This is a genomic window from Sphingobium agrisoli (assembly GCF_041877245.1).
Lineage (GTDB): Bacteria > Pseudomonadota > Alphaproteobacteria > Sphingomonadales > Sphingomonadaceae > Sphingobium.
Genome location: NZ_JBHDJI010000008.1, coordinates 135214 through 161736, shown reverse-complemented (window position 1 = coordinate 161736; position 26523 = coordinate 135214). Strand labels below are relative to the sequence as shown.

At 66.4% G+C, this 26523-nt stretch carries 26 protein-coding genes; 8 read left to right on the top strand and 18 right to left on the bottom strand.

Going from position 1 to position 26523, the window contains the following annotated elements:
- Positions 1-2: 2 nt before the first annotated feature.
- Positions 3-431, bottom strand: a complete 429-nt coding sequence (gene pedF / locus ACETPF_RS14515; RefSeq protein WP_373935253.1) for a cytochrome c-550 PedF — start codon at positions 429-431, stop codon at positions 3-5.
- A gap of 166 nt (positions 432-597) precedes the next feature.
- Between pedF and ACETPF_RS14510 the strand changes: the two genes are divergently transcribed.
- The 4 genes from ACETPF_RS14510 (at position 598) to ACETPF_RS14495 (ending at position 7488) form a co-directional block, all read left to right on the top strand.
- On the top strand, positions 598-1560 hold the full coding sequence (locus tag ACETPF_RS14510; RefSeq protein WP_373935252.1) for a PQQ-dependent catabolism-associated beta-propeller protein: 963 nt from the start codon (positions 598-600) through the stop codon (positions 1558-1560).
- A gap of 104 nt (positions 1561-1664) precedes the next feature.
- Positions 1665-3044 (top strand): porin, encoded by a 1380-nt coding sequence (locus tag ACETPF_RS14505; protein ID WP_373935251.1) that lies wholly within the window; start codon positions 1665-1667, stop codon positions 3042-3044.
- 96 nt (positions 3045-3140) lie between these two features.
- Entirely contained in the window at positions 3141-5099 is a 1959-nt protein-coding gene (gene acs / locus ACETPF_RS14500; RefSeq protein WP_373935250.1) for an acetate--CoA ligase, read from the top strand.
- A 70-nt stretch (positions 5100-5169) separates the two neighbouring features.
- A complete protein-coding gene (locus ACETPF_RS14495; RefSeq protein WP_373935249.1) occupies positions 5170-7488 on the top strand; it encodes a TonB-dependent receptor in 2319 nt (772 codons plus the stop codon).
- Between the two features lie 6 nt (positions 7489-7494).
- On the opposite strand, the gene ACETPF_RS14490 is transcribed toward ACETPF_RS14495, so the two are convergent.
- Together ACETPF_RS14490 and ACETPF_RS14485 are read right to left on the bottom strand one after the other, a co-directional pair.
- The gene (locus ACETPF_RS14490; RefSeq protein ID WP_373935248.1) at positions 7495-8448 is read right to left on the bottom strand and encodes a quinoprotein relay system zinc metallohydrolase 1; all 954 of its coding nucleotides are present in this window, start codon (positions 8446-8448) and stop codon (positions 7495-7497) included.
- Entirely contained in the window at positions 8445-9263 is an 819-nt protein-coding gene (locus tag ACETPF_RS14485; RefSeq protein ID WP_373935247.1) for a quinoprotein dehydrogenase-associated SoxYZ-like carrier, read from the bottom strand. The genes ACETPF_RS14490 and ACETPF_RS14485 overlap by 4 nt, the downstream gene beginning before the upstream one ends.
- Positions 9264-9345: 82 nt before the next feature.
- Between ACETPF_RS14485 and ACETPF_RS14480 the strand changes: the two genes are divergently transcribed.
- Together ACETPF_RS14480 and ACETPF_RS14475 are read left to right on the top strand one after the other, a co-directional pair.
- Positions 9346-9885, top strand: coding sequence for a rhodanese-like domain-containing protein (locus tag ACETPF_RS14480; RefSeq protein ID WP_373935246.1), 540 nt, complete (start codon positions 9346-9348; stop codon positions 9883-9885).
- Positions 9886-9967: 82 nt separating this feature from the next.
- Complete coding sequence (locus ACETPF_RS14475) at positions 9968-10411, top strand: pseudoazurin (RefSeq protein ID WP_373935245.1); 444 nt, start codon at positions 9968-9970, stop codon at positions 10409-10411.
- Positions 10412-10464: 53 nt separating this feature from the next.
- On the opposite strand, the gene ccoS is transcribed toward ACETPF_RS14475, so the two are convergent.
- The 12 genes from ccoS to ACETPF_RS14415 all read right to left on the bottom strand — a co-directional run bounded on the left by ccoS (position 10465) and on the right by ACETPF_RS14415 (position 21843).
- Positions 10465-10611: a cbb3-type cytochrome oxidase assembly protein CcoS gene (ccoS, locus tag ACETPF_RS14470; RefSeq protein ID WP_373935244.1), complete on the bottom strand. Its 147-nt coding sequence runs from the start codon at positions 10609-10611 to the stop codon at positions 10465-10467.
- The gene (locus ACETPF_RS14465; RefSeq protein ID WP_373935243.1) at positions 10608-12743 is read right to left on the bottom strand and encodes a heavy metal translocating P-type ATPase; all 2136 of its coding nucleotides are present in this window, start codon (positions 12741-12743) and stop codon (positions 10608-10610) included. The genes ccoS and ACETPF_RS14465 overlap by 4 nt, the downstream gene beginning before the upstream one ends.
- Positions 12743-13219 carry a FixH family protein gene (locus ACETPF_RS14460; RefSeq protein WP_373935242.1) on the bottom strand — a complete coding sequence of 159 codons (477 nt, stop codon included), beginning with the start codon at positions 13217-13219 and terminating at the stop codon, positions 12743-12745. Before ACETPF_RS14460 ends, ACETPF_RS14465 begins: the two co-directional genes overlap by 1 nt.
- Positions 13216-14652: a cytochrome c oxidase accessory protein CcoG gene (gene ccoG / locus ACETPF_RS14455; protein ID WP_373935241.1), complete on the bottom strand. Its 1437-nt coding sequence runs from the start codon at positions 14650-14652 to the stop codon at positions 13216-13218. Before ccoG ends, ACETPF_RS14460 begins: the two co-directional genes overlap by 4 nt.
- Positions 14653-14781: 129 nt before the next feature.
- Positions 14782-15693, bottom strand: a complete 912-nt coding sequence (gene ccoP / locus ACETPF_RS14450) for a cytochrome-c oxidase, cbb3-type subunit III (protein WP_373935240.1) — start codon at positions 15691-15693, stop codon at positions 14782-14784.
- Positions 15686-15862, bottom strand: coding sequence for a cbb3-type cytochrome c oxidase subunit 3 (locus ACETPF_RS14445; protein ID WP_373935239.1), 177 nt, complete (start codon positions 15860-15862; stop codon positions 15686-15688). The genes ccoP and ACETPF_RS14445 overlap by 8 nt, the downstream gene beginning before the upstream one ends.
- Positions 15859-16593, bottom strand: a complete 735-nt coding sequence (ccoO, locus tag ACETPF_RS14440; RefSeq protein ID WP_373935238.1) for a cytochrome-c oxidase, cbb3-type subunit II — start codon at positions 16591-16593, stop codon at positions 15859-15861. Before ccoO ends, ACETPF_RS14445 begins: the two co-directional genes overlap by 4 nt.
- Positions 16594-16606: 13 nt before the next feature.
- Positions 16607-18265 (bottom strand): cytochrome-c oxidase, cbb3-type subunit I, encoded by a 1659-nt coding sequence (gene ccoN, locus ACETPF_RS14435; RefSeq protein ID WP_373935237.1) that lies wholly within the window; start codon positions 18263-18265, stop codon positions 16607-16609.
- 147 nt (positions 18266-18412) lie between these two features.
- Positions 18413-19156, bottom strand: a complete 744-nt coding sequence (locus ACETPF_RS14430; RefSeq protein WP_373935236.1) for a Crp/Fnr family transcriptional regulator — start codon at positions 19154-19156, stop codon at positions 18413-18415.
- An 84-nt stretch (positions 19157-19240) separates the two neighbouring features.
- On the bottom strand, positions 19241-19846 hold the full coding sequence (fixJ, locus tag ACETPF_RS14425) for a response regulator FixJ (protein ID WP_373935235.1): 606 nt from the start codon (positions 19844-19846) through the stop codon (positions 19241-19243).
- Between the two features lie 15 nt (positions 19847-19861).
- The gene (locus ACETPF_RS14420; RefSeq protein WP_373935234.1) at positions 19862-21007 is read right to left on the bottom strand and encodes a sensor histidine kinase; all 1146 of its coding nucleotides are present in this window, start codon (positions 21005-21007) and stop codon (positions 19862-19864) included.
- Between the two features lie 20 nt (positions 21008-21027).
- Complete coding sequence (locus tag ACETPF_RS14415; protein WP_373935233.1) at positions 21028-21843, bottom strand: universal stress protein; 816 nt, start codon at positions 21841-21843, stop codon at positions 21028-21030.
- A gap of 118 nt (positions 21844-21961) precedes the next feature.
- Here ACETPF_RS14415 and ACETPF_RS14410 point away from each other — a divergent pair, with 118 nt between their 5' ends.
- The gene (locus ACETPF_RS14410) at positions 21962-22324 is read left to right on the top strand and encodes a hypothetical protein (RefSeq protein ID WP_373935232.1); all 363 of its coding nucleotides are present in this window, start codon (positions 21962-21964) and stop codon (positions 22322-22324) included.
- A gap of 110 nt (positions 22325-22434) precedes the next feature.
- Here the strand turns inward: ACETPF_RS14410 and ACETPF_RS14405 are convergent, their stop codons facing one another.
- The gene (locus ACETPF_RS14405; RefSeq protein WP_373935231.1) at positions 22435-23097 is read right to left on the bottom strand and encodes an OmpW/AlkL family protein; all 663 of its coding nucleotides are present in this window, start codon (positions 23095-23097) and stop codon (positions 22435-22437) included.
- A 130-nt stretch (positions 23098-23227) separates the two neighbouring features.
- Between ACETPF_RS14405 and hemN the strand changes: the two genes are divergently transcribed.
- A complete protein-coding gene (hemN, locus tag ACETPF_RS14400; RefSeq protein ID WP_373935230.1) occupies positions 23228-24532 on the top strand; it encodes an oxygen-independent coproporphyrinogen III oxidase in 1305 nt (434 codons plus the stop codon).
- 364 nt (positions 24533-24896) lie between these two features.
- Here the strand turns inward: hemN and ACETPF_RS14395 are convergent, their stop codons facing one another.
- Together ACETPF_RS14395 and ACETPF_RS14390 are read right to left on the bottom strand one after the other, a co-directional pair.
- Positions 24897-25277, bottom strand: coding sequence for a bactofilin family protein (locus tag ACETPF_RS14395; protein ID WP_373935229.1), 381 nt, complete (start codon positions 25275-25277; stop codon positions 24897-24899).
- Entirely contained in the window at positions 25258-26439 is a 1182-nt protein-coding gene (locus ACETPF_RS14390; RefSeq protein ID WP_373935228.1) for a M23 family metallopeptidase, read from the bottom strand. The genes ACETPF_RS14395 and ACETPF_RS14390 overlap by 20 nt, the downstream gene beginning before the upstream one ends.
- Positions 26440-26523 lie beyond the last annotated feature (84 nt).

Below are 26523 nucleotides of genomic sequence, written 5' to 3'. Positions count from 1 at the left end.
GCTCATTCCTGATGCTTGGTTTCGAGCCAGGCACGGATCGCCCATCCGGCCTTCTGCCCCAGCACGTCGCCAAAGGGCGGCATATACACCTTCCCATCATGACTGGAGCCATGCTGGAACCGCTGGATGAACCACTCGTCGCCGCTGTCGCCGACCTCCAGATAGCGCAGGTCAGGCGCAATGCCCCCGCTTTCCGCGTCGAGGCCGTGGCACCGCGCGCAATTCTGGCCGTAGGCGGATTCGCCGATCTTGGCCGCGGTCGCATTGCCACGATAGGGGTTATGCTGCACCCATTCGGTGCCTATGTCGGGCAAAGCGGCAGTGTCCACGGCCTGCGGAGTGACATTGCCATGCGCCAGCAGCGCCGATGTGATTGATCCACCCGCGAGGCAGGCCGCGCTGATCAGGGCGAAACGTCCGAAGTTCCTCATCCTAAACCCTCTTCTGTGCCGCGACCCTGGCGGGCGTCGACCATCGATGATGGATCGGGATAGTAGGGGAGCGGCCGATGCCGCCCCATTGGCCTTTGGTACAATGCTGTCCGCCGGTGGGCTGGGTTAGGTATCGGCGGATAGGCAAGGGTGAGGATCGAGCGGCATGATGAAGGGCGTCCTGGTGGGACTGGCGCTGGTCGGCGCAGCGACGGCGGCTGACGCAGAAACCCTCTATGTCTCCAACGAGCGCGGCAACAGCATCAGCGTGATCGATGCAGCGACGATGCGGACCGTCGCGACATGGCCGGTGGGCGGCAGGCCGCGGGGCATCACGCTTTCGGCTGACGGCAAATATATCCTGCTCTGCGCCAGCAGCGACCATGCCGTGCAGATGATCGACCGTGCGACCGGCAAGCTTGTCGCCGATCTTCCGTCGGGCCAGGATCCCGAACAATTCTTCCTCTCGCGCGACGGCCGCACGCTGTTCGTCGCCAATGAGGACAATGCCGCGCTCACCGCGATCGACCTGGCGAGCCGCACCGTCGCCTTTCAGGTCGATGTCGGCAAGGAGCCGGAGGGGGTGGCGCAAAGCCCCGATGGCAAATGGGTGGTCGTCACGTCGGAGGATGAAGGCGTCGTCAACTGGATCGATCCGGTTTCGCGCAAGATGGTGGATGCGACGCCGACCGATCAGCGACCCCGCCATGTCGAATTCACCCCCGATGGCGGCGCGCTGTGGATCGCCGCGGAATTGGGCGGGACGGTGCAGATCGCCGATCCGAACACGCGCCGGATCGTGGAGACCATCCGATTCGCCATTCCGGGCGTGCAGGACTATCAGTTATTGCCCTGCGGCATCCGCTTCACGCCCGATGGCAGGACCGCCATCGTGGCGCTGGGCCGCGCCAACCATGTGGCGCTGGTCGATGTCGCCACGCGCACGGTCCGCGCATACGTACCCGTGGGCAAACGGGTCTGGCATGTCGCCGTCAGCGCCGACGGCACGCGCGCCTACGCCGCCAATGGCCTTTCGGACAATGTCTCGGTCGTAGATATTGCGGCCGCAAAAGTCGTCGGCACGGCCCCGGTCGGAGCCGGACCATGGGGAATAGTCGTCGCTCCCTGACCCAAAGGACAAGCCCTAAGACCCAAAGTTCAATTCCAGCGGCATCGCCCGCCGCGCACTCTCCCCGTCGACCGGCACGACCGGTAATCTACAGGGAGGATGACATGGCTAGGGGGAAATTCCTTGGCAGCGCCGCATCGGCACTGCTGTTCGTCGCTGCGAGCGTGCCGGCGCAGGCTGGAACGACTGCGGAGCTGCTGAAGCGACTGCATGAGAAGGGCATCCTGACCGACGAGGAATATGCCCAGCTGGCGAAGGAGGATGCCGCGCCTGCGCCGTCCGCCGCTCCGGCCGCCATGTCTGACGGCAAGCCCGTCGTGCGCGTCGCGGACAGCGGCGTCGGCTTCGAGGTCGGCGACGTGACGGTCAAGATTTCGGGCTCGGTCAACGGCTTCTACACCCATGAAAGCGGGCAGGCGGCGGGGCCGGGCACGGCGGTCGTAGGCGGGGTGGTGCCGGTGGGGGGCAGCAGCTCCGCGATCCGCAACGGCCTGTTGCCTGGCTTCCTGAAGTTCGACGTGACGACCAAGCAGGCCGGATGGGACGTCGGCGCGCATTTCGGCATGTATCCCGGCATCAACAGCGTCAATTATGCCGCTGGCGGCGGTGCCAATAGCGCAGGCCGCCCGGTCGCGCTGCAAACCGCCGGGATCGACTTTCGCCAGACCTATTTGACGGTCGGCCGCACCGGCCTGGGCGAATTTAAGCTGGGCCGCGACATCGGCCTGTTCGGGTCGGAAGGGATTTTGAACGACATCACCTTGCTGTCGGTCGGGTCGAGCGGCGGCAATGTCGCGCCGTCCAACACGTCGCTGGGGCGCATCGGCATCGGCTACATCTACACCGACTTCCAGCCGCAGATCACCTACACCTCACCCAATCTGTCGGGCTTCCAGGTGTCGGTCGGCATTTTCGAGCCGCTCCAATCGCTCACCGGCCCCGGCGAAACCAGCAAGTCGCCCGGCTTCCAGGGCAAGATCGTCTATGACGGCAAGTTCGGCGACTTTTCGGCTCGCGCCTGGCTGTCGGGCATCACCCAGAAGCACGACCGGATCGACGGCATCTCCTACACCGGCAGCGGCTTCGACACGGGCGCCAAGATCGGATACGGGCCTGTGGTCCTGACCGGCTATTATTATAACGGATCGGGCCTCGGCACGACCGCGCTCAACCTGTTCGACACCGACGCCGTGGGCAACAAGCGCGACAGCGACGGCTTCTATATTCAGGGTCTCGCGACCTTCGGCAAATTCTCGGTCGGCGGCAGCTATGGCGCCAGCCGGCTGCATTATGCCAACGCCGCCGACGCGCTCGCCAATCCTGACCTGTTGCGCCGGAACAGCAGCTGGGTCGGTCAGGCGCGCTATGGTCTGACCAGCTGGGTGACGCTGATCGGCGAATATATCAGCACAACCTCGCGCGCGCACAGCGGCAACGAGGCGCAGAGCGACACGATCGCGGCCGGAGCCATCCTCTTCTTCTGACGAAGGGGAAGGCGGCGTCGACCGAAAGGTCAATGTCCGCGTGGCGGGCGGCACCCTATCGGAGCGGTGCCGCCCCGGTCAGCGAAGGGAGCCATCATGTCCGACGATCTTTTCCCCATACCCGCCGATTGGGCCGCCCATGCCCGGGTCGGCAAGGCCGCGCGAACGGCCGACTACTGGCGCTCCCTGGACGACGCCGACGCATATTGGCTGGAGCAGGCGGGCAGGCTGGATTGGGCCACATCCCCCACGCGCGCGTCCGAAAGCAGCTTTGAGGAGGCCAATTTCGGCATAAGCTGGTTTGCCGACGGCAGGCTCAATGCATCGGTCAACTGCCTCGACCGTCACCTGGCCGAGCGCGGGGATGCGGTCGCCATCCTGTGGGAACCCGATGACCCGGCCGAAACGCCGCGCCGGATCACCTACCGGCAGCTCCATGCCGAAGTGTGCCGCTTCGCCAACGTGCTGAAGGCCGCCGGCGCGCGACGCGGCGACCGCGTCACCATCTATCTGCCGATGATCCCCGAAGCCGCCGTGGCGCTGCTCGCCTGCGCCCGCATCGGCGCGATCCATTCGGTCGTGTTCGGCGGCTTTTCGCCCGAGGCGCTCGCCGGCCGGATCATCGACTGCGACTCCACGATCGTCATCACCGCCGACGAAGGGCGCAGGGGCGGGCGGCGCGTGCCGCTTAAGGCCAATGTCGACGCCGCGCTGGCGCTCGACCATTGCGACAGCGTCCGCAAGGTGCTGGTCGTGCGCGCGACCGGCGGCGCGGTGCCCATGCAGGAGGACCGCGACATCTGGTATGATGAGGCGATTGCGCAGGCATCGGCCGACTGCCCGCCCGAGATCATGGATGCCGAGGATCCGTTGTTCCTGCTCTACACCTCCGGCTCCACCGGCAAGCCCAAGGGCGTGGTGCATTCGACCGGCGGCTATCTGCTCTGGGCCAGCCTCACACACCAGCTCTGCTTCGATTATCGGCCGGGCGATGTCTGGTGGTGTGCGGCCGATGTGGGCTGGGTCACGGGGCACAGCTACATCGTCTATGGCCCGCTGGCGAACGGCGCGACGACGCTGATGTACGAAGGCTTGCCCAACTGGCCGACGCACAGCCGCATATGGGAAATCGTCGACCGGCATCAGGTCCATACGCTGTTCACCGCGCCGACGGTGCTGCGCGCGCTGATGAAGGAAGGGAATGATTTCGTCCACGCCACCAGCCGTAAGTCGCTCCGCTTGCTGGGCAGCGTGGGCGAACCGATCAATCCCGAAGCCTGGCGCTGGTATCATAAGGTGGTGGGCGAGGGGCGCTGCCCGATCATCGACACCTGGTGGCAAACCGAGACGGGCGCCGCGATGATCGCCCCGATGCCTGGCGCCACGGATTTGAAGCCCGGCAGCGCCACTTTCCCTCTTCCCGGTGTCGAGGCGATGATCGTAGATGGCGAAGGCCGGACGATCGTCGGAGAGGGCGAGGGCAATCTGGTGATCGCGCGGTCATGGCCGGGTCAGATGCGGACCGTGTGGAACGACCATGATCGCTTCTTCCAGACCTATTTCACGACCTTCCCCGGCAAATATACGACCGGCGACGGCGCACGGCGCGACGCGGACGGCTATTACTGGATCACCGGCCGGGTCGATGACGTCATCAATGTGTCGGGCCATCGCATGGGCACGGCGGAGGTCGAGAGCGCGCTGGTCCTTCACGCCGCCGTGGCCGAAGCGGCGGTGGTCGGGATGCCGCACGAGATCAAGGGACAGGGCATCTACGCCTATGTGACGCTGAATGCCGGGGAAGCGCCGGGCGAGGAATTGCGCCGCGCGCTCATCCAGTGGGTCCGCGCGGAAATCGGCCCGATTGCGACCCCGGATGTCATCCAGTTCGCGCCGGCCTTGCCCAAGACGCGGAGCGGCAAGATCATGCGCCGCATCCTCCGCAAGATCGCGGAAGGCGAAGTGTCAGCGCAGGCGCTCGGCGACACCAGCACCCTCGCGGACCCCGCTGTGGTGGACGATCTGGTACGCAGCCGCCTGGCGCTCGCCGCCTGACCCAAGGTCCAATGGAGGCGCATGGGCGCGCCTCCTACCCTTCCGGCCGATAAGATGGACAGGAGGGGATATGCGCGGCCAAAGCTGGTTTTTGACAGGTCTGGTCGGAATCGCCTCCGGCAGTATGCCGGCGCGGGCCGACGAGGCCGCCGTCGTCCAGCCACCGGCGATCATTGTCACCGCGCCCGGCGGGGCCATCGACATGGACGATGCGCGCGCGATCGATGCGCGCGACATCGCGGCCGCCGGCACCCCTGACATTCTGGCCGCGCTTACTCGCAACATCGCGGGCATCACCCTGCAAGATGCGCAGGGCAATCCCTGGCAGCCCAATCTCGTCCATCGCGGCTTCACGGCCTCGCCGCTTCAGGGCCAGTCGCAAGGCATCGCCGTCTATATGGACGGCGCGCGCTTCAACCAGCCTTTCGGCGACACGGTCCAGTTCGACCTGATCCCTGAAGCCGCGATCCGGTCCGTCAGCCTGCTCGATGCGAGTCCGGTCTATGGCCTCAATGCGCTGGGCGGCGCGCTGCTGCTGGAAACCAAGGATGGACGGGCCGAACCGGGCTTCGAGGCAAGCGCGACCGGCGGCCGCTTCGGCTATGCAGAAGCGAGCGTGGCAGGCGGCTTTGCCGATGGTGCGTTCAGCAGCTTCGGCGCAGTCCAGTATAGTCGCGAACGCGGCTGGCGCGACCACAGCCCCTCGCGCCTCGTCAACGGATATCTCGACCTCGGACTGGATGGGACCAGAGGTGGCATTCACATGAAACTGGTGGGGGCGAACACCGACCTCACCGGCAACGGCGTCGCGCCGGTCGAGTTGCTGGCCGCCGACCGGCGCGCTGTCTTCACCTGGCCCGACAACAGCCGCAGCCGCTATGGCCGCGTCAGCCTGCATCCCTGGGTCGCGCTGTCGGACACCAGCCGGCTGGAAGGGAGCATCTACGCGCAGCATCTGACCCTTCGGACGATAAATGGCGATGCGGCCGATATCGAAGCCTGCGAAGACGACGACGCTGAAGGGCTGCTATGTCTCGAAACGGCGGGCGCGGTCGGCGATGCGGCGATCCTGACGACAGCAGGCGGCGAACCGGTCCCGGATCGGTTGGGCGGGGAAGGCTATGGCGTGCTCAACCGGGGACGGACCCGGACAGAGGCCGCCGGCTTTCTCGTCCAGATCGTCGATGATCGCAGCCTGGCGGGTGGCCGTAACCATCTGGCGATCGGCATCAGCCATGATCGCGGCCGCACCCGCTTTGACGCATCCACCGAGCTGGGCGCGCTGACGGAGGATCGCAGCGTCACCGGCCTCGGCTCCGTCATCGTGCAAAGCGACGGCGCGATCGCGCCGGTGGGGCTGGTCGCCCATAACCGCCACTGGGGCATTTTCCTGCAGGACCGCCTGCCGATCGCGCCCGGCCTCACCGCTGAAATCGGTTTGCGCTGGAACCACGCCCGGATCGAACTGGTGGATCAGATCGGCACGGCGCTGAACGGACGGCACAGCTTCCGGCGCCTCAATCCAGGTATCGAATTCGACTATCGCCTGTCGGACGGATTGTCGCTGAGAGCGGGCTATGCGGAGACCAGCCGCGCGCCCACGCCTGCGGAACTCTCCTGCGCCGACGAAGCCGCGCCATGCAGCCTCACCAACTTCTTCATCGCCGATCCGCCGCTGAGCCAGGTCGTCGCGCGAAGCTGGGAAGCGGGGGCGTCGGGCCATATCGCAAGCGGAGGATGGAGCGCGGACTGGCTGTTGTCGGCCTATCGCACCACCAATCATGACGACATCCAATATGTCGCCTCCGCCATCAGAGGGCGGGCCTATTTCCGTAACATCGGAAAGACGCGGCGGCAGGGGCTCGAAGCATCGCTCAAGCTCAAGCGCGGCGGCTTTGCCGCCGGCCTTGGCTACGCCTTCACCGACGCGACCTATCGGGATTCGCTGGTGCTGAGCAGCCCTGCGAACCCTGTCGCCGACGAGGACGGGACGATCGGGGTGCAGAGGGGCGACACGCTGCCCGGCATCTCGCGGCACTCCGCGACGCTCACGCTCGACTATGCAGGCACGGCCGGCGGTCGCCGCTGGTCGGTTGGCGGTGATGTCATCGCGCGATCCGGCCAGTATCTTGTCGGGGATGAAGGCAATGACAATGCCCGGTTGCCCGGATATCTGATCGCCAATATCCGGGCGGGCATAGATATTCTGCCGGGCATGACCCTGTTCGGTGAGGTGCGAAACCTGTTGGGACGCCGCTATGCGACGTTCGGCACCTTCGCGCAGGTGGGTGAGATCGATCTGGAGGAAGCACCCGGCGCGAGCGATCCGCGCGCTTATGGTCCAGGTGCCCCCCGCCGCTGGTATATGGGCGTCAAGGCCCGCTTCTGATCGACCCTATTCCGCCTTCACATCCACGCGGGGCAGCAATTCCGCCTCCAGCGCCGGGTAGAGGTGCGACACGCTGCGTTGCAGCTCATAGCGCGCCGCCGCCATGTCGGCGAATCGCGACGGAATCGGCAGGTCGCCCGCTTCCACCATATCGAGCCCGGACGAGGCCGCCTGGCGCAGCGTCCTGTCCAGCCAGTCGATCCAGTCCCTTGTCTGATCGATCGCCTTTTGGCCCGTCGGGTCGAGCGGGCCATGGCCGGGAATGGCCGCCTTGTGCGGCAACGTGGCCAACGTCGACAGGCTCTCGCGCCACCGGTCAAGATCGGCGGTCGGCGTGCTTGGCGCGCGGTCCAGGAACAGCAGGTCGCCCGCTATCAGCGTGCCGGTCCGCTCGTCCAGCAGGGCCAGGTCGGCGGCGCTGTGCCCAGCAAGCGCCAGCAGCCGCAGGCGGCGGTCACCGAAATCCTCCGCCGCCTGATCGATGCTGCGTCCGGGCAACACCACGTCCGTGCCCCGCATCCAGTCGCCCAGCAAGCGATAGAGCGCATCGGAAAAGCCGCTCCCGTCCCGTTTCATGTCCGCGATCGTGCCGGGCAATGCGGCGACGATGGCCGGGTCGAACGCGGCGATGCCCATGCCGTGATCGGGATGAAGGTGCGTTACATAGACCCGGACGACCGGCTGGCGCGTCAGTTGCTCCGCCACTGTCTTCAGCGCGCGGCCGTAGCGGATGGACGGCCCCGCATCGGTGAGGACGGTGCCGACGGGGGTGGCGATGATCGCGATATTCGCGATCGCGCCGCCATTGGAGAACAGCATCGGTTCGTCCGCGCCATGGATCATCCATATCCCGTCGGCGACCGCGACCGGCTTGATGGCGTAAGCACTATCCGCGGCAGCAGCAGCCATCGGCAGGGCGCCGAACAAGCCCGCCAAGACCTGTCGGCGGCCGATCGTCATGGCGCCTCGCCGCCCGACGGAAATGGCGACTGGCGCGCGACCATGATCTTTGCTGCATAGATGCGGCCATTGGTGTCGCGCGCACTCACGGCCAGCGGTGCGCCGGCTTGCGCGTGCGGCAGGATTGTGATCGCCGGGTCTTCCGCTACGGATGCCCAGATATCCATCTCGCCCAGCGTTTCGCCGCGTGCGTCCGCGACGGTCAGCCGGTCGATATGATAGGTCGCGATGTTCGCGACAAAGCCCGTGTCCATCGGATGGCGCAAGGTCAGGCGCAGCCGGCTCGTCCCGCCCGCCATCGGCCAAGCCCCGCCCCTTATCTCGCCCAGATGCTCCGCCCAGTCGCCCTTGACCCGGCTGACCGGCGGGGCGGAGCAGCCGCCACCGGCAGCGTCTATCCAGCCGCCGCTCACCAGCCACTCGCCACTGGATAGCCGCACCGCCCCGCGAACTGGCGTCCGCTGATCCAGCTTGATCCGGGTCGCGACATAGGGATCGGCGCCGGCAGGCCGATAATCGATGGCGACGGGAATGGGATTGAGGTCGGCGAAGATCAGCATGCGTTCCACGCGGCCGACGCCGCGCGCATCCACGACGACGGGAAAGCTGCGCTGGTTTTCGGCGATCTGCGGAAAAAGAACCCGCACGCGCGGATCGAACCGAACCGGATCGTCGCCGAACAGCGTCCGGGCATGGGCTTCCCACATCGGCGAACCGAGCCGGTCGGCCGGATAGGGCGCGCCGGCCCATGCCGCGCCGCTCCATCCGCATGGCGACAGCAGGACAGCAACGGTCCACAGCAAAAGGCGCGTCATGACACTCTCCCAAAGTCCATTATTATTCAGGGGTCAGGATCGCTACCATTGCACCTTGGGTCGATGATGGAGGGGATGGGCGATGAAGGCGGTGATCGGCGCGCTGTTGTTGATGACTGCGCCTTCCGGCCTTCACGCGCAGGAGCCGGGACTCTTCGACGCGGCGGGCTATCGCGCCGCGCACTATCGCGGCCCGGTGCACCGCGCCCCCGAAGGCGTCGGGCGGATCGCGCCTGTCGCGCTTGCCGCCCTGCGACCGGATCTCGATGCCATATTCGTGGACGTGCTGCCGGCGGAGGGCGGCTATCGGGAGGATGACGGTCGGTGGCGCCTCGCGCAGCCGCACAGCACGATTCCCGGCGCGCACTGGTTTCCCGAGGTCGGCCGTGCAGCCCCGCCACCAGCCATATTGTCCGCATTCGAGCGCCGGCTCGCGGAACTCTCCGACGGCGACAAGCGCCGGATGATCGTCACTTTCTGCCGCGCCGACTGCTGGATGGGGTGGAACGCGGCGCGGCGGCTACGAGCCCTTGGCTATCGCAATGTCTGGTGGCTGGCCGAGGGAACCGACGGCTGGATGGACCTGCACCTTCCCCTCGGCCCGGCGGTCCCCGAGCGCTGATTGGACCAAAGATCAATTGTTTGCGCCGTGGTCATCGTCATGGTGCAGGCTCAACCGGGAATGACCTAATGGGAGAGACGAGATGCGATACACCATCATGATGGCAGGCGCAGTCTGGATGGCGGCGGCATCGGCGATGCCCGCGCAGGCGAAAGAGATCGTGGTCCACATGAAGAATCAGGGTGCCGAGGGTGCCATGGTGTTCGAACCGTCCTTCGTGAAGGCCGCGCCCGGCGACGTCATCCGCTTCAAGCCGACCGATCCCAGCCACAATGCGGAAACCATGCCGACCATGCTTCCGGCCGGCGCTTCGCCGATGAAAGGGGTGATGAACAAGGAAGCGGTGCTGACCGTGTCCAAGCCCGGCCTCTACGGCATCAAATGCATGCCGCATTATTCGATGGGGATGGTCGCGCTGATCCAGGTCGGAAAGCCGGCCGCCCCCGACATCGCGGCCGCGCGCGCGGTCAAGCTGCCGCCGTTCGCCGCCAAACGGATGACCGGCCTTTTGAACAAGGTTAAATGATCCTTGGCTGGTTCGGACAGGCGCGATTGAGCGATCGTCGGTTTGCGGGGCGATCAATCCTCCTCGGCATCGGCCAGCATCCGCATCGCCGCACCGTCCAGATCGTCATATTGGCCGCCGCGCAACGCCATGAAGAAGGCCGCCAGCGCCACCAGTCCGCACAGCAGGGCGAGCGGGATGAGCAAGGCGAGGCCGGTCATTTCGCGCCGCCTTTGAGGCGAAGGGCATTGGCGACGACGACCAGCGAGGACAAGGACATGGCTACCGCCGCCACCAGCGGCGTCACCTTGCCTGCGATCGCGAGCGGCACCGCCAATATATTGTAGCCGATGGCCAGCGCGAAATTCTGCTTCACCACCCGCACCGTGCGCCGTGCGACCCGCAGCGCGATCGCGACCGGCGCCAGCCTGTCCCCCAGGAAGACGATATCGGCGGTAAGCTGGCTGGCGTCGCTCGCGGACGCCGGCGCCATGCTTGCATGTCCGGCGGCGAGAGCAGGGCCATCATTCAACCCGTCGCCGACCATCAGCACCTTCTGCCCCTGTGCCTTCAACCTGTCGAGCAGCGCCAGCTTGTCGGCGGGGCGCAGGCGGCCGATCGCCGTAGTCCCGGTCGCGCGCGCGATCTCCTCCAGCGCCTCGGGCCGGTCGCCGCTGGCAATCAGCGTCCGAAGGCCGGTTGAGCGCAGCGCCGCCAGCGTTTCAGCCGCATCGGGCCGCAGCGTATCGGTGAAGGAAAGCAGGTACACGCCCGCGCCATGGCGATATTCGCTCGCCAGCCCGAACAGGGTGACCAGGCTTCGCGGACGGGCGAGCGATACCGGCATGCCATGATGGTCGGCGAACAGTCCCTCGCCCGGCACCTCACGGATTGCATTCAGCGTAGCGGGTCGTACGCCCTCCGCCTCCAGCGCCTGCCGCAGCGCCGTGCTCAGCGGATGGCGGCTTGCCTGCGCCAGGGCGAGCAGAATGGCGCGGTCCTCCGCGTCGAGCCGTTCAAGATGACGCGGAACGGGGCGGCCGAGGGTCAGCGTGCCGGTCTTGTCGAACACGGCTTCTGTGGTCTCCGCCAGCCGTTCCAGCGCGGAGCCGTCCTTCACCAGCACCCCTTGCCGCATCAGCGCGCCGCAAGCCACGATCTGCGCGGCCGGCACGGCGAGGCCGAGCGCGCAGGGACAGGTGATGAGCAGCACCGCCACTGCGATCAGCAGCGACTGGTGCACGCCCGCCCCGGCGATCATCCAGCCGGCGAAGGAGAGGCCGGCGAGCAGGTGGACGCAGGGCGCATACCAGCGCGCTGCCCGGTCGGCGAGGCGGACATAGCGCGACTTGCCCTGCCCCGCCTCTTGCATCAACCTTGCGAGGTCGGCGATGACCGTATCGGCGCCCGCCGCCGTCACCTCGACCGTCAGGGGCGCAGCGATGTTGAGCGCCCCGGCCTGCACGGCATCGCCCACATGGACGCGAACAGGCGTGCTTTCTCCCGTTAGGAACGCAATGTCGAGGCTGCTGTCTCCGGTCAGAACGCGCCCGTCCGCCGCCAGCCGTTCGCCTGCCGCGACCAGCATCCGCATTCCCGCGCGAAGCGCGTCGGCCTTCGTCCAACGGCTTTGCCCCGCATCGTCCAGCACCAGGGCTCCCGGCGCTGTCTGCTTCAGTAGCGCGGCAACGCCGGCCCGCGCGCGGCCGCGCATCATGCTGTCGAGGCAGCGTCCCGCGAGCAGGAAGAAGAGCAGCATCACCGCCCCGTCGAACCAGGCATGCGCGCCGCCGGTCGCGGTCTCGTAAAGGCTCATGCCCGTCGTCAGCAGCACGCCGATGCTGATCGGCACGTCCATGTTGGTGCGTCCCTGCCGCAGCGCCGCCCAGCCGGAACGGAAGAAGGGCAGGCCGGCATAGGCGACGGTCGGCAGCGCGATCAGGGCGGAGAGCCAGTGGAACATCTGCCGCGTCGCGCCGTCCGCGCCGGACCAGATGGATACCGACAGCAGCATGATGTTCATCGCCGCGAAGCCGGCGACGGCGAGGGCACGGAGCAAGGCGCGGTTATGCGCGGCGGCGACATCCATGCCCGGATCGGCCAGCGGTTCCGCCTCGAAGCCGAGCCGAGCAAGCGCGGACTTCAGGTCAGGCGGGGTCAAGGCCGGATCATGGCGGACCGCGACACGCCTGGCCCCCATGTTGACGCGGGCGGATACGATGCCGGTCACCTTCGGCAGGCCGTTCTCGATTTTTGAGATGCAACCCGCGCAGTGGATGCCGGGGACGGCCAGCAGGCTTTCGCGTGTTTCCACCAGCGGTGCCGGTTCAGGGAGGAGCGCCCGCGTCGCCATCAGTCGACCTCCCGCAGCAGATGGTATTCGCTGCCCGCATGGCGAATGTCGAGGCGGACGCGCCAGCGACCGGGTGGCAGCACGGTGCCACTGACATAGCGGCCCGGCGCGGCTTCCCGAAAAGCGAGCGCAATGTCGGCCGCCCGACCGAGCGGATGTTGCGCCAGCGCCTTCACTGTCCCGCCCCGCACCGGCGCGCCGGCATCGTCGCCCAGCGTTAGCACGACATGGCGTGCGCGATCGGTGGTCATTTCCTCCTTCCATCGCAGCATGTCTTGCGCGCGGGCCGCCGCCAGCCACCCATTGAAGCGCTGGCTCGCGACATAGCTATTGTTCACCACCGTCCCGCCGAAGGATCGGATGGCGACCGTCGCCATCAACATATTGACCGCGATCACCACCACGAAGAAAGCGACCAGAATGGCGGTCATGTGCCAGCCGGTGAAGCGGCGCGGGGGATGGCTGTTGGACATCATTGGGGCCTTTCAAAACGGGCGGGCTCGCTGTCGCCGCCGCCTTCGCGGTCGGTGGCGCGGACGGCGAAACGGAAGTCCAGACGCTGCGCTCCCGTGCCCGGCAGAGCAACGAACAGGCGCAGCTTGGCGACGCTGTCGGCGGGCACTGTCGCGACGATCGCCCGCAGAGCCTGCTCGCGGGTCATGTCGTCTGTCCAGAGGCGCGCGCGCGGCAGCCCGTCGACCGTCACCGTCATCGGGCGCGGTCGCGACTCCATGTTGCTCAGCTTGACCGTATAGGCGTTGCGGACCATGCCGTCGGACAGGCGCACGGCGATGGGGTTGCGGTCCTGCTGCACGCTAATGTCGATGCGGGTGCGGGTGCCCAGCGCGAACAGCATGGCCATCCCGATTCCGCACCAAAGCGTCAGATAGGCGATGGTGCGGGGACGCAGCAGGGTCTCGAGCACTGGGCGGGGCGCTGCCCCATTCCTCTCGGCCTCTACATTCTCCTCGGTGCAATAGTCGATCAGGCCGCGAGGCCGGCCGACCTGCGCCATGACCTTGTCGCAGGCGTCGATGCACAGCGCGCAGGTGATGCAGCCGATCTGCGGCCCTTCGCGGATGTCGATACCGGTCGGGCACACCGCGACGCATTGGTTGCAGTCGATGCAATCGCCATAATCACCCGGATGCGCCTCCGCCTTCTTCAGGCTGCCGCGCTTCTCCCCGCGCCACTCCTTGTAGGTGACGACCAGCGATTTTTCGTCCAGCATCGCGGTCTGGATACGCGGCCAGGGGCACATATAGATGCACACCTGCTCGCGCATGAAACCGCCCAGCACGAAGGTGGTGGCCGTCAACACCCCCACCGTCGCATAGGAAACGGGGGCGGCCGCGCCGGTCCAGAATTGCTGCTGAAGTGTCGGCGCGTCGGCGAAGTAGAAAATCCAGGCCCCGCCCGTCAGGAAAGCGATGACCAGCCAGACGCTCCATTTCACCACACGCCTGGCGACCTTGGCCAGGGTCCAGGGTGCCTTCGCCAGCCGGATCTGCGCGTTGCGGTCGCCGTCGATGAAGCGTTCGACATGCTGGTAGAGGTCGGTCCACACCGTCTGCGGGCAGGCATAGCCGCACCAGGCGCGGCCGACCGCCGATGTGACGAGGAACAGCCCGACACCCGCCATGATGAGCAGGCCCGCGACATAATAAAATTCCTGCGGCCAGATTTCTATGGCGAACATGTAGAAGCGCCGGTGAGCGAGGTCGATCAGCACCGCCTGATCGGGCGCATAGGGGCCACGATCCCAGCGCAGCCACGGCGTCCCCCAGTAGATGGCGAGCGTGACCGCCATCACCGCCCATTTGAGGCGGCGATAAAAGCCGTCCACCGCCTTGGGATAGACGCCCTTGCGCTTTTCATAGAGCTCGGTGGAGCCGGCGGGCATCAGCATGGCATGGTCCCCCGACTTGCCGAGGCGCTACCCGTCATCCCGGGCTTGACCCGGACTCCCGCTTCCTCCCCACAAGCGTTGCGGAGGGCAGCGAGACCCCGGATCAAGTCCGGGGTGACGAGGGAGGACTTACTGGGCCGCATTGTCCGCCGCCGCCACGGCCGGCGCCGCCTCACCGCCGCCCAGGCTGTGGACATAGGCGGCGAGCATGCGGACGGTCGCCTTGTCCAGCTTGTCGCCCCAGCGGGGCATCACGCCCTGGCGGCTGTTCCACACGGTCTGGCGGATCGTCTCGGCGTCGCCGCCATAAAGCCAGATGCCGTCGGTCAGCTTGGGTGCGCCCAGCGTGCGATTGCCATGGCCGGCGGGTCCGTGACAGACGGCGCAATTGTCAACGAAAAGCTTCGCACCGCGCTGCGACGCCGCGCCGGGGCGATCCTGCCTGCTGATCGACCGGACATAGGCGACGACATCGTCCACCTGCGCCGCGGTGAGCAACTGGTCCCGGCCAAAAGCAGGCATCTGCGACATGCGGGTCGCCGCATGATCGGGATTGCGCACGCCATCGACGATCGTCTTCTCTATCGTCGCAAGATCGCCACCCCACAGCCAGTCGTCGTCGTTGAGGTTGGGGTAGCCCTTCGATCCCGCTGCGCCAGAACCGTGGCACTGCACGCAATGCACCCGGAACGCCGCCCGTCCGCCTTCGACCGCAGCCTGCATCAGCTGCGGTTTGGCGGGCAGCGCTTCGACCGGCGTTTCGGCGATCGCCTTGCGGATCGGAGCGACCTGCGCCTCCCGCGCGGCCAGCTCCTGTTTAAGCGCGCCCCGGCTCGACCAGCCGAGCATGCCCTGCGTGGCGCTGTGGATCATCGGCCAGGCGGGATAGGCGATGGTATAGGCGATCGCGAAGAGGATGGTGGCGTAGAAGGTCCACAACCACCATCGGGGCAGCGGCGTGTCCAGCTCCCGGATGCCATCCCATTCATGCCCTTTGAACTGTGTGCCGGTGGCGGCGTCGATCTGCTTCTCGTCAGCCATGATCGGCCTCCGTTTCTTCGCTGTCCCTGAAGATCATCGTGGCGGCGGCGCGGCTGTGCGCGCCGCGCAGGGGCAGGAAGTGCCAGCCCACCAGGATGAGGTAGCTCGCGCCCATGAACACCAGCCCCCAACTGTCGGCGAAATGCCGCAGCATGTCGTAGCGGCTCATCGCGCCACCTCCTGCGGCTCGGCGGCGTTCACGTCGACGAGCGTGCCGAGCATCTGGAGATAGGCGACGAGCGCATCCATCTCCGTCAGCTTGCCCGGATCGCCGTCGAAGTCGCGCACCTGCGCCTTGGGATAGCGTTTGAGCAGGTCGGCGGCGTCGGCGTTTGGATCGGCCTGGGCGGCAAGGTCGGCATCGGCCTTGGCGATGTCATCCTTGCTGTAGGGTACGCCGACGTCTAACAGCGCCGTCAGGTGCGCGGCCATGTCGCCCGCCTTCAGCTCGCGCTCGGCGAGGAAGGGATAGGTCGGCATGATCGATTCGGGCACCACCGCACGTGGGTCTTTGAGGTGCTGGACGTGCCATTCGTCGGAATAGCGGCCGCCCACGCGGGCGAGGTCCGGCCCGGTGCGCTTCGACCCCCATTGGAACGGATGGTCGTACATGCTCTCGGCGGCGAGGCTGTAATGGCCGTAGCGTTCGGTCTCGTCGCGGAAGGGACGGATCATCTGGCTATGACAGTTGTAGCAGCCTTCGCGGATGTAGATGTTGCGCCCCGCCAGTTCCAGCGGCGTATAGGGACGCACCCCCTCCACCTTCTCGATCGTGTTGTCGATCCAGAAGAGAGGCGCGATCTCCACGATGCCGCCAACGGCGACGACGATCAGCGCGGCGACACCCAGCAGCGAGACGTTCCGCTCGAGCTTGCCATGGTCGAAAAATCGGGATGCCATCTGGGCGTCTCCTTTAAACGGGCTGGGCGATCAGCGGCCTGTCGGCCGCAGGGTCATAGGCCGCGTCGTGCATCGGCTTTTCCGCGCGCAATGGGCTGCCGGCGATGGTCCGGCCGATGTTCCAGGCCATGATGATGGCGCCCGACAGGTAGAGCAGGCCGCCGGCCGCGCGGATCAGGTACATGGGCAGCATGGCGCTCACGACCTCCGAGAAGGCGTAGACCAAGTAGCCGTCCGATCCATATTCGCGCCACATCAGCCCCTGCATGATGCCCGCGACCCACATCGAGGCGGCGTAGAGGACGATCCCCACCGTCGCGAGCCAGAAGTGCCAGTTGACGAGGCGCAGCGAATAGAGGCGCTCGCGCTTCCACAGGCGCGGGGCGAGATAGTAGAGCGCGGCAAAGGTGATCATGCCGTTCCAGCCGAGCGCGCCGGAATGGACATGGCCGATGGTCCAGTCGGTATAGTGCGACAGGCTGTTGACCGCCTTCACCGACATCATTGGGCCTTCGAAGGTCGACATGCCATAGAAGGCAAGCGCCATCACCATCATGCGGATGATGGGGTCGGTGCGGATCTTGTCCCATGCGCCGTTCAGCGTCATCAGGCCGTTGATCATGCCACCCCAGCTCGGCATCCACAGCATGATCGAAAAGACCATGCCCAGCGTCTGCGCCCAATCCGGGAGCGCGGTGTAGTGCAGGTGATGCGGCCCCGCCCAGATGTAGAGGAAGATCAGCGACCAGAAATGGATGATCGACAGGCGGTAGGAATAGACCGGCCGCTCCGCCTGCTTGGGCACGAAATAATACATCATGGCGAGGAAGCCGGCGGTCAGGAAGAAGCCGACCGCGTTGTGGCCGTACCACCACTGGGTCAGCGCATCCTGCACGCCGGCAAAGGCGCTGTAGCTCTTGGAGCCCAGGAAGCTGACCGGCACCGTCAGATTGTTGACGATATGCAGCATCGCGATCGTCAGGATGAAGCTGAGGTAGAACCAGTTCGCCACATAGATATGCGGCTCGCTGCGCTTCAGGATCGTGCCGCCGAAGACCACGAGATAGGCGACCCAGACGATGGTCAGCCACAGGTCGACATACCATTCGGGCTCGGCATATTCGCGGCCCTCGGTGATGCCCATCAGATAGCCGGTGGCGGCCAGCACGATGAAGAGCTGGTAGCCCCAGAACACGAAGTTCGCGAGCGCGGGCGAGAACAGCCGGGCGCGGCAGGTGCGCTGGACCACGTAGAAGCTGGTCGCGATCAGCGCGTTGCCGCCGAAGGCGAAGATGACAGCCGAGGTGTGCAGCGGCCGCAGCCGCCCGAAGCTCGTATATTCAAGTCCCAGGTTCAGCGCCGGGAAGGCGAGCTGCAACGCGATGTAGAGCCCCGCCAGGAAACCGGCCAGCCCCCAGAAGATGGTGGCGATCACGCCCCAGCGGATGACATCGTCATAATAGCGCCCCTGTTGGGCCGGCATGCGAACCAGTCCCCGCGCAAATCCCGCATAGTCGGCGGCGCGCATGCCATAAACGGCCAGCCCGAGCGCCGCCGCGCTCACGATTCCCATATGAACCGAAAAGCCGCTGTCGCGCGCCGCCAGCATCGCCGCGAAGGCGGCCAGCGCCAGCGCGAACCAGCCGCCCGTTCGCATTACCAATCTGTCCATGGATCTGTCCCCGCAAAAGGCTCTGCGGCGCTCTGTTGGAGAGCCCCCGCCCTTGTGCCCTGACCTCTGTCAAAAGCGGTGCGGCGGGTCTTTACGGGAAAATGCGTAGGTGGTGAGGTCGGCGGCGAATGCCCGGACGGGCGTGCGTCAAACCGCCTCGGACAGCGTTTCCAGCGCGGCCATGTTCAGTAGCCGCACGCCGCGCCGCCCGATCAGATCAATCACCCCGCCACGTTTCATTTCGGTCATCTGCCGCGACACCGTCTCGATGGTGATGCCCAGAATGTCGGCGATCTGCTGGCGTGACAGGGGGAGCGCGATCACGCCCTCCCTGTCCGCTGGCAGCCGCCGGCCCATGTCGAGAAGGAAGGTGGCGACCTTCTCCCGCGCGGACTTGCGGCCCAGCAGGAGCATCCAGGCGCGGGTGCGGTCGAGATCATCCAGCGTTCGCTGCAACAGCCGATGCTGCAATTCGCCATGCCGCTTGGCGAAGCCGTCGAAACCGCCGCGGGGGAAAAGACACAGCCGCGCGTCGGTCAAAGCCGTCACGCTATGCGGCGTTCGCACGCCAAAAGGGCGGCCGATGAAGTCGGAGGCATAGACGACGCCAACAATCTGCTCGCGTCCGTCGCCGGTTGACGTGGCAAGCTTCAGCGTGCCTTCGATGACATTGGCGACGACCATGCTGTCGTCTCCTTCCCACATCACCGTCTGACCGGCCTGCAATGTGATCCGCCGCCCCAGGCGGCTCAGCGCCTCGCGATCGCCGTCGGCCAGGTCCGCGCAGATGGCGCGGTCGCGCACGACGCAGGCGTCGCAGGATTGGCTGCCGCAGGATCGTGTCGGGGTCGGGAAGGCGGCATTTTGCGCCATGTCAAATCGCATGTCCATGCCGCTGAATGGCGAGGGCGCCGACCGCGACCTATCCGTAAATATCCTTAGCGGCCGATGGCTTCGAACGACGGAAACCGACCCCTATCCGGCATGAAAGGCGATCCGCAGCGCCTCCGCCAGGCTTTTCACTTCCAGCTTCTGCATCAGGTTGGCGCGGTGGATTTCCACCGTCCTCGGGCTGATCCCCAGATCGTAGGCGATGCTCTTGTTGGGCAGCCCCTGCACCAGCCCGTCCAGCACGTCGCGCTCCCGGTCGGTCAGTATGTTGAGCCGCGCCCGCGCCTCCTCGGCGCGCGCCATCGCGCCCCGCTCGGCTACGGACAATGTTCTGGCGGCCTCGATGCAGGCGAGCAGCGCCGCCTTCTCGAACGGCTTTTCGATGAAGTCGCTGGCGCCGGCCTTCATCGCCGCGACCGCCATGTCGACATCGCCGTGGCCGGTCATGATCACGACCGGCAGGGTGATGCCCCGCGCGCGCAATTCCCGCTGCACCTCCAGCCCGTCCATGTCGGGCATACGCACGTCGAGCAGCACGCAGCCAGGTGGCAGCGTCCCGGCCTCCTTGAGAAACTCCAGCCCGCCCGCGAATAGGCGCACCACATGGCCGCTGGTCCTGAGCATGAAGGACAGCGAGCGGCGGATCGCGTCGTCATCGTCCACGACATAGATGGTGTAGGGTTCGCTCATGCCGGTCTTCCGTTGCTAGTCCACGGCGTCCAGGGTGAAGTGGAAGGCGGTGCCGCCCCATGGCGAGGGAGTAGCCCAGATGCGGCCGCCGTTGCCCTCCACGATGGTCTGGCTGATCGAAAGGCCAAGGCCCATGCCCTGCGCCTTGGTGGTGGTGAAAGGGGTGAAGAGCGTGCGCGACATGTCCGGGTCCAGCCCCGGCCCGCTGTCGGCGACGACGACCTCTACGCGGCCGTCTTCGACCGGCGCGGCGGTCAGACGCAGGATGCGCGCCGGGCGGTTCTGCATCGCCTCCACCGCATTCTTGACCAGGTTGATGATCACCTGCTGGAACTGCACCCGGTTGACCAGCACCTTGTCCACTTTGCGATCGACGCTGATGTCCATGTCGATGCCCCGGCTGTCCACGCCGATGAAGGCCAGCGCCACGCTTTCGGCCAGCGCGCCGCGCAGCGCCTCGGGCTGGCGCAGCGTTTCCCCCTGGCGGATGAATTCGCGCAGCGACCGGATGATCTCGCCCGCGCGCAGGGCCTGACCGGCGCTTTCGTCCATCGCCTCGCGCAGCATGTCCCGGTCGACCGGCCCGTCCATGTCCAGCAGGTCGCGCCCTGCCTCCATATAATTGGCGATCGCGGTCAGCGGCTGGTTCAGCTCGTGCGCCAGTGCGGCGGCCAGCGTGCCCATCGCCGTCACGCGGCTGGCATGGGCCAGCTCCGCCTGGAGATCGGCAACGCGCCGCTCCGTCTGCTGCCGTTCGGTAAGGTCGCGAATGAAGCCGGTGAACAGCCGCCGTGTCCCGTCCTGCACCTCACCCACCGACAGTTCGATCGGAAAGGTGGACCCGTCCCGCCGCCGCGCGCTGGTCAACCGTCCTATACCGATGATCCGCTTTTCGCCCGTGCTGAGATAATGGCCGATATAGCCGTCATGCCGCTCGCGGTCGGGCGATGGCATCAGCATCGAGATATTCTCGCCCAGCACGTCGCCTTCGGCATATTGGAACATGCGCTGCGCCGCCGCGCCGAAGGATATGATGCGCCCGGCCATGTCGATGACGATCAGCGCATCCGGCACGGTCGCCAGGATCGATCCCAGCAGCGCCTGCTCAAGGCTGTGGGCGCGCGCGCTCAGCCCGTCCGTTTCGTCATCCGCAACCGCCATGCCGCGACCATGCCGCCCTTTCAGTGCGCCAGCAAGAGCGGGACGGGCGCGTCGCGCAGCAGGCGGCGGGTGACTCCGCCGAACACCGTCTCACGGAGCCGGCTGTGACCATAAGCGCCCATGACGATCCAGTCGATCGCAAGGTCGCCCACCGCGCGCATCAGCGCCGCCTCGACGCTCTGTCCGTCGTGCGGCTGGCTGCTGAACTCGGCCTCGATGCCGTGGCGGGACAGATATTCCAGCGCGTCGGTGTTCGGGAAGGCATTTTTCCCACCCTCCTCGACAGTCACGACCAGCACCGCCTCCGCCAGTTTGAGAAGCGGCACGGCGGCGCGCAGCGCGGCCCCGGCCTCCTGCGATCCGTCCCAGGCGACCAGCGCCCGCCCGGCGACGGCGAAGCGCGCTGCCGCCTGCGGGACGCCCAGTACCGGCACGCGGCCGCCCAGCGTCAGGTCAGGTACGATCGTAAGCGGGTCGCGTAGGCTGTCACGCGGGCCTTGCGGAAGGGTCGCGATGATCAGGTCGGCCAGCCGCGCGGCGGACAGGATGCCGCTCACGGCCTCGCCCTCGCACCGGATCCAGTCCCATTGCACGCCTTCCCGCGCTAGCCGCGTCTCGACCTCCGCCTGCGCCTTGCGGTCGATGTCTCGCAGTTCCTCCATGATCGTCGGAGCAAAGCCCGCGCCGCCATAGAGATCGGCCGCCACCATATCCGGCAGCATCGTCACCTGAACACAGCGGATATGCGCGCCTGTCGCCCGCGCGATGTCGAAGGCGGCCTGAAGCCGGCTTTCCTGACCCGGATCGTCATGGATATGAAGCAGTATCGATTTCATGGCCCGGCCTTTCCGAACGGATGCGTCCAATACCTTCTGATTAGGAGCCAGGTCCGGTAGCGCACTATCAGGGATAGTCCGTATTTCTTCACGTCCCGCGAAACGGGAAAAGGGAGCCATGACATGGACGACGATACGCCTGGAACTGGCGCGCACGGAGGATTTTCCCAATGGTTCGGCCGCACGCAGCTATGTGCTGCGCCTGCCGTTGCAATCCGACGGCCTGATCAACGAGCAGGAATATCGGACCCATCCGGAATTGGCGACCGCCCGCCGCTTCTGGCCGAACGAGCCAGACCGGCGCGGCTGTTTGCTCCGCACGCCGGAGGGGTGGGTGCTGTCATACACGCCGGGCGAAGAGGATGATGAAAGGATATTCCGGCTGGACGCGCACGCCATCCGGTCGGGCAGCTACCTGACATTGACGGAGCCCGACGGCGCGCAGCTTCCCTTTCTGGTCAAGAGCCTCGCGCCCGCCTGAACGATGGGACGTGGCTATGACCCGCGGCCAAGCCCGCGCCCGCGCGGGGTACGGGCCGATCGGGAGGGAGAAGGCGGGGCGCCGTTCCGCGCAACGGCGCCCCGCCCGCATCAGAACCGCATGCCAAGCCCTATCCCATAGACGAGCGGGTCGAGCGCCACATGGACCTTCTGCACGCCCGCCGCGGTCGTGCCGAGCCGCGCATTGGTGTCGATGTCGATATATTTGACGTCCAGGTTCAGGAAGAGCTTGTCGGTGAGGTCGATGTCCACGCCGGCCTGCGCGGCCCAGCCGAAGCTGTCGGACATGTGCACCTTGGTCTTGCCGACCGCGCCTTCCAGCGCCTTGGACGCATCCTCATTGTAGAACAGCGTATAGTTGATGCCCGCGCCGACATAGGGACGCACCTTGCCTTCCGGCACGAAATGATATTGCGCGGTCAGCGTCGGCGGCAGCACCCAGGTGGACGCGAGCTTGCCGATGGCGCCGGTCGTGCCGGTGCGACCGCTGGCGCTGTGCTTTGTGGTGGCGGCGATCAGTTCGAACCCGATATGGTCGCTTGCCATATAGGTGAAGTCGATTTCCGGCGTGACGGCATTGTTGATGGCGACCTTTTCGCCGGGGAAAGCCGGCAGCACGCTGCCGCTCTTCTCATTGGGCGCGACGACGATGCCGCGCAGACGGATCAGCACATCGCCCTGCTTCGCTTGCGCCGGGGTGGCGAGCGCGCCGGCAATGGCTGCGACGCTCAGCAATAGGACTGTCCTGTTCATAGGGGTCTCCTTCCCTTCCGGTTGGTGACTGCCCTTTGCGCTCCGTTGGCGGATGGGACATTGATCCGGCGCAACGCGCTATTTGACGTGGCGCAATGTGCGGTGATCCCGGTTGTGCGATCCCGTGCATATGTGGACCTATCATCCCGATCTGCTGACCCGGCCGGTGCCGCGCTACACCAGCTATCCCACCGCCGCCCAATTCAGCGATGCTGTGGGAGAGGCGGAATATACGGCGCGGCTGGACGCGCTGGAGCAGGACGCCTCGCTCTCCCTCTACGTTCATATCCCCTATTGCCACGATATCTGCTGGTATTGCGGCTGCAACACTGGCGCGGCTAATCGCGTCCAGCGTCTGACCGCCTATATCGAGGCGCTGGAGCGGGAAATGGCGATGATCGCCACGCGCCTGTCCGGCCGGGGCCGGGTTCGGCGCATCGCCTTTGGCGGCGGCAGTCCCAATTCCCTGCCGCTGGTCGATTTCGTCCGCCTGTTGCAGCAATTGACCCGCTGTTTCGATGCGCATGATGCACAGATTTCGGTGGAACTGGACCCGCGCGGACTGGACAGCCGGTGGATCGCGACGATGGCGGCCATGGCGGTGCATCGCGTCAATCTGGGCGTGCAGACCTTCAGCCCGGCAGTGCAGGCCCGGATCGGCCGAATCCAGCCGCACGACCTGGTGGAGCGCGCGGTGGAAGGCTTCGCCCGCGCCGATGTGGCGACCGGCTTTGACCTGATGTACGGCCTGCCGGGACAGACAATCGATGACCTGATCGCCACATTGGACGCCAGCATCGCGCTCGCGCCGGCCAGGATCGCGCTGTTCGGCTATGCCCATATGCCCCGTCTCCTGCCGCGACAGCGGCGGATCGACGCCAGCGACCTGCCGGACCTGCGAACCCGCTTCGCCATGGCGGCGCAGGGGCATGATCGGCTGGTCGCGGCCGGGTATCAGGCGATCGGCTTCGACCATTTCGCCCTGCCCGGCGACGGCTTGGCGCGGAGCGCGCGGGAAGGGCGATTGCGCCGTAATTTCCAGGGCTTCACCGATGACGACGCTGATATACTGATCGGCATGGGTGCGAGCGCGATCAGCGCATTTCCCGACCTGTTGATCCAGAATGAGAAGCGCGCCGGGGCCTGGCGTGACCGGATCGACGCTGGTCGGCTGGCCGCCGCCCGCGGGCTGATCCGCGATGAAGACGACCGGCAGCGGGGGCGCATCATAGAAGGGCTGCTCTGCCGGGGGGAGGCGCACCATGGCGCGACCCCCATGCCCGATCTGTCGGAATTCCAATCGCTGGGTTTGGTCCAGTGCAGCGATGGACGCATATCGCTAACCCCCGCCGCTCGCCCCTATGCGCGGGCCGTTGCAGCACGGTTCGACGCCTATCTCGCGGTCGAGGAAAGGCGTTTCAGCCATGCGGTCTAGCGCGGTCCGACTGGCGGCTGTCGCTTGCGTCAATCTGGCAGCGGGAGCGCTGCCGGCACCCGCCGCTGTGCACGCCATCCCGTTTTGCGGGACTCCGCCGCCTGGCTGGGTTCCGCCTGGCCATCGACGTTCGCCGACGCAACCCGCGCCGGCTCATCCCTGTCATATTCTCCCGTGCAATGCCGACCGGGAAAAGCGGGGGGCGGCTTCAGCGGTTCGTCGGATGTAGTGACCGCTTCCAGGAAATGAAAATCGGTTATCGGATACTGAAAGGCGGCGCAAATCCGTCCGCAACTCTGGACGTTGGTAGCATGACAGCAACCATCCTAACGATGGCAAACGCGCCTATCGCAACAGGCTCGGCTCAACCCGCCTTGTCGTTGGCGATGAGCTTGAGTTCGGGTGCGCCCTCGCTGTCCTGATGGGCGAAGCGGCCGTCGATGCGGCTGCCCGCTTCGATGCTGATCGTGGCATAGCGCACGTCTCCGGTGATGCGGGCGCTGCTTTCGACCACCAGTTCCTGCGCGGTGATCGATCCATCGACCAGCCCCGCCAGGCGCGCGCTCTGCGCGGTCACATGGCCGGTGATGCGGCTGTCCGGCCCCTGCACCAGCGCGGCGCAGCTGATATCGCCTTCGACCACGCCGTCGACATGCAGATCGACCGAGGCGGTCAGGTTGCCGCTGATCGTCACGTCGCCGCCGATCAGGGAAAAGGGGATGGATTTACCCCCGGTCGCGGACATCGGCGAAACGGGCCGTTGCGACTTGCTGGACTTGGAGAACATCTTTGCGGGCCTCCAGAAAACGGCGGGGGTTGATGGCCTGGCCGTTCAGCCGGACCTCGAAATGCAAATGCGTGCCGGTCGACCGGCCGGTAGATCCCATGCGGCCGACCGTGTCGCCGCGATCGACCTTCGCCCCGACCCGCGCGGCAAAGCCGGACAGGTGGGCGTAGCGGGTCATGAGGCCATTGCCATGCTCGACTTCCACGACGTTGCCATATCCCTGGCGCTGCCCGACATAGGCGACGCGCCCGGCGGCGGCGGCATTGATCGGCTGGCCGTAGCGGCCGGGAAAATCGATGCCGGCGTGGAAGGCGGCATGGCCGTTGAACGGATCGCGGCGATATCCGTAGGAACTGGTCATCATCGGCGCGGCGGTGGGCTGGCCCGATGGAATCGCGAGCAGGCTGCGCTCCAGAAACTCCATCCGCGCCATCGCGTCGGCGAGTTGCCCCAGTTCGGGCGTCATGTCCGCCTTGTCCCCGCTCCAGGGGACGAAGGGGCCGCCCTGCGCGCGTGCGGCGCTGCGGGCGAGGGCATCGGGATTGAGACCGAAGCTGCGTATGGCAGCGGCGGCCTTGTCGGCGCGGCGCTCGACGGCATGGGTCAGCAGCAGGGCGAAACGGCGCTGCCGGTCGGCGATGCGGACCAGCGGCGCGGCTTCGGGGGCCATGCTGATCTTGGTCGACAGGCGCGCGGCTTTCTTCTCCTTGGCGTCGCTCACCAGGTCCGCGCCGGCGGCATCGCCCTCTTCCGCGCCGAAATGGGTCTTGTACAGATCATCCATGAAGTCCTGCCGGGCTTCGAGATCCTGCGCCAGATCCTCGACCGACTTGCGGTAATCGGCGACCTTACCGGCGGCCTTGGCGACGGACTCCCCCTTCGCGGCGAGCGCGGCGCGCTCCTGCGCCACCGTGGCGCTGGTCAGCGCCATCGACAGCGTCGCGCCGGCCCAGCCGACCAGAGCGGCGGAGACGAGCCCGACCGTCGCGACCTGCGCGCGGCGGGTGATGCGAATGAATTTCACCTGGCCGCCCGATCGCAGGAATATCTCGCGCTCGGGCAACAGGGCGTTCAGCCGCTGCCGCAGGCCGGCCGGCCCCTTATTATGTTTTGACGACAAGACGACCCCGACTCTCTTCTTAGCAAGTCGGCCAGTAGCAAAGCATCGCCGTTCGCGCGAATCCGTCGTTGCGGACTCGTGACG

Excerpts from the sequence above, each read along its gene's own strand:
- ACETPF_RS14430 (WP_373935236.1), bottom strand. The coding sequence starts at position 19,156 with ATGGACATGCGATTTGACATGGCGCAAAATGCCGCCTTCCCGACCCCG.
- fixJ (WP_373935235.1), bottom strand. The coding sequence starts at position 19,846 with ATGAGCGAACCCTACACCATCTATGTCGTGGACGATGACGACGCGATC.
- ACETPF_RS14460 (WP_373935242.1), bottom strand. The coding sequence starts at position 13,219 with ATGATGTCCAACAGCCATCCCCCGCGCCGCTTCACCGGCTGGCACATG.
- ACETPF_RS14405 (WP_373935231.1), bottom strand. The coding sequence starts at position 23,097 with ATGAACAGGACAGTCCTATTGCTGAGCGTCGCAGCCATTGCCGGCGCG.
- ACETPF_RS14415 (WP_373935233.1), bottom strand. The coding sequence starts at position 21,843 with ATGAAATCGATACTGCTTCATATCCATGACGATCCGGGTCAGGAAAGC.
- ccoG (WP_373935241.1), bottom strand. The coding sequence starts at position 14,652 with ATGCTGATGCCCGCCGGCTCCACCGAGCTCTATGAAAAGCGCAAGGGC.
- ACETPF_RS14505 (WP_373935251.1), top strand. The coding sequence starts at position 1,665 with ATGGCTAGGGGGAAATTCCTTGGCAGCGCCGCATCGGCACTGCTGTTC.
- ACETPF_RS14495 (WP_373935249.1), top strand. The coding sequence starts at position 5,170 with ATGCGCGGCCAAAGCTGGTTTTTGACAGGTCTGGTCGGAATCGCCTCC.
- ccoN (WP_373935237.1), bottom strand. The coding sequence starts at position 18,265 with ATGGACAGATTGGTAATGCGAACGGGCGGCTGGTTCGCGCTGGCGCTG.
- hemN (WP_373935230.1), top strand. The coding sequence starts at position 23,228 with ATGTGGACCTATCATCCCGATCTGCTGACCCGGCCGGTGCCGCGCTAC.
- ccoS (WP_373935244.1), bottom strand. The coding sequence starts at position 10,611 with ATGACCGGCCTCGCCTTGCTCATCCCGCTCGCCCTGCTGTGCGGACTG.
- ACETPF_RS14420 (WP_373935234.1), bottom strand. The coding sequence starts at position 21,007 with ATGGCGGTTGCGGATGACGAAACGGACGGGCTGAGCGCGCGCGCCCAC.
- ACETPF_RS14395 (WP_373935229.1), bottom strand. The coding sequence starts at position 25,277 with ATGTCCGCGACCGGGGGTAAATCCATCCCCTTTTCCCTGATCGGCGGC.
- ACETPF_RS14445 (WP_373935239.1), bottom strand. The coding sequence starts at position 15,862 with ATGAGCCGCTACGACATGCTGCGGCATTTCGCCGACAGTTGGGGGCTG.
- ACETPF_RS14510 (WP_373935252.1), top strand. The coding sequence starts at position 598 with ATGATGAAGGGCGTCCTGGTGGGACTGGCGCTGGTCGGCGCAGCGACG.
- ACETPF_RS14465 (WP_373935243.1), bottom strand. The coding sequence starts at position 12,743 with ATGGCGACGCGGGCGCTCCTCCCTGAACCGGCACCGCTGGTGGAAACA.
- ACETPF_RS14485 (WP_373935247.1), bottom strand. The coding sequence starts at position 9,263 with ATGACGCGCCTTTTGCTGTGGACCGTTGCTGTCCTGCTGTCGCCATGC.
- ACETPF_RS14480 (WP_373935246.1), top strand. The coding sequence starts at position 9,346 with ATGAAGGCGGTGATCGGCGCGCTGTTGTTGATGACTGCGCCTTCCGGC.
- ccoP (WP_373935240.1), bottom strand. The coding sequence starts at position 15,693 with ATGGCTGACGAGAAGCAGATCGACGCCGCCACCGGCACACAGTTCAAA.
- ACETPF_RS14490 (WP_373935248.1), bottom strand. The coding sequence starts at position 8,448 with ATGACGATCGGCCGCCGACAGGTCTTGGCGGGCTTGTTCGGCGCCCTG.
- ACETPF_RS14475 (WP_373935245.1), top strand. The coding sequence starts at position 9,968 with ATGCGATACACCATCATGATGGCAGGCGCAGTCTGGATGGCGGCGGCA.
- pedF (WP_373935253.1), bottom strand. The coding sequence starts at position 431 with ATGAGGAACTTCGGACGTTTCGCCCTGATCAGCGCGGCCTGCCTCGCG.
- ACETPF_RS14410 (WP_373935232.1), top strand. The coding sequence starts at position 21,962 with ATGACATGGACGACGATACGCCTGGAACTGGCGCGCACGGAGGATTTT.
- ccoO (WP_373935238.1), bottom strand. The coding sequence starts at position 16,593 with ATGGCATCCCGATTTTTCGACCATGGCAAGCTCGAGCGGAACGTCTCG.
- acs (WP_373935250.1), top strand. The coding sequence starts at position 3,141 with ATGTCCGACGATCTTTTCCCCATACCCGCCGATTGGGCCGCCCATGCC.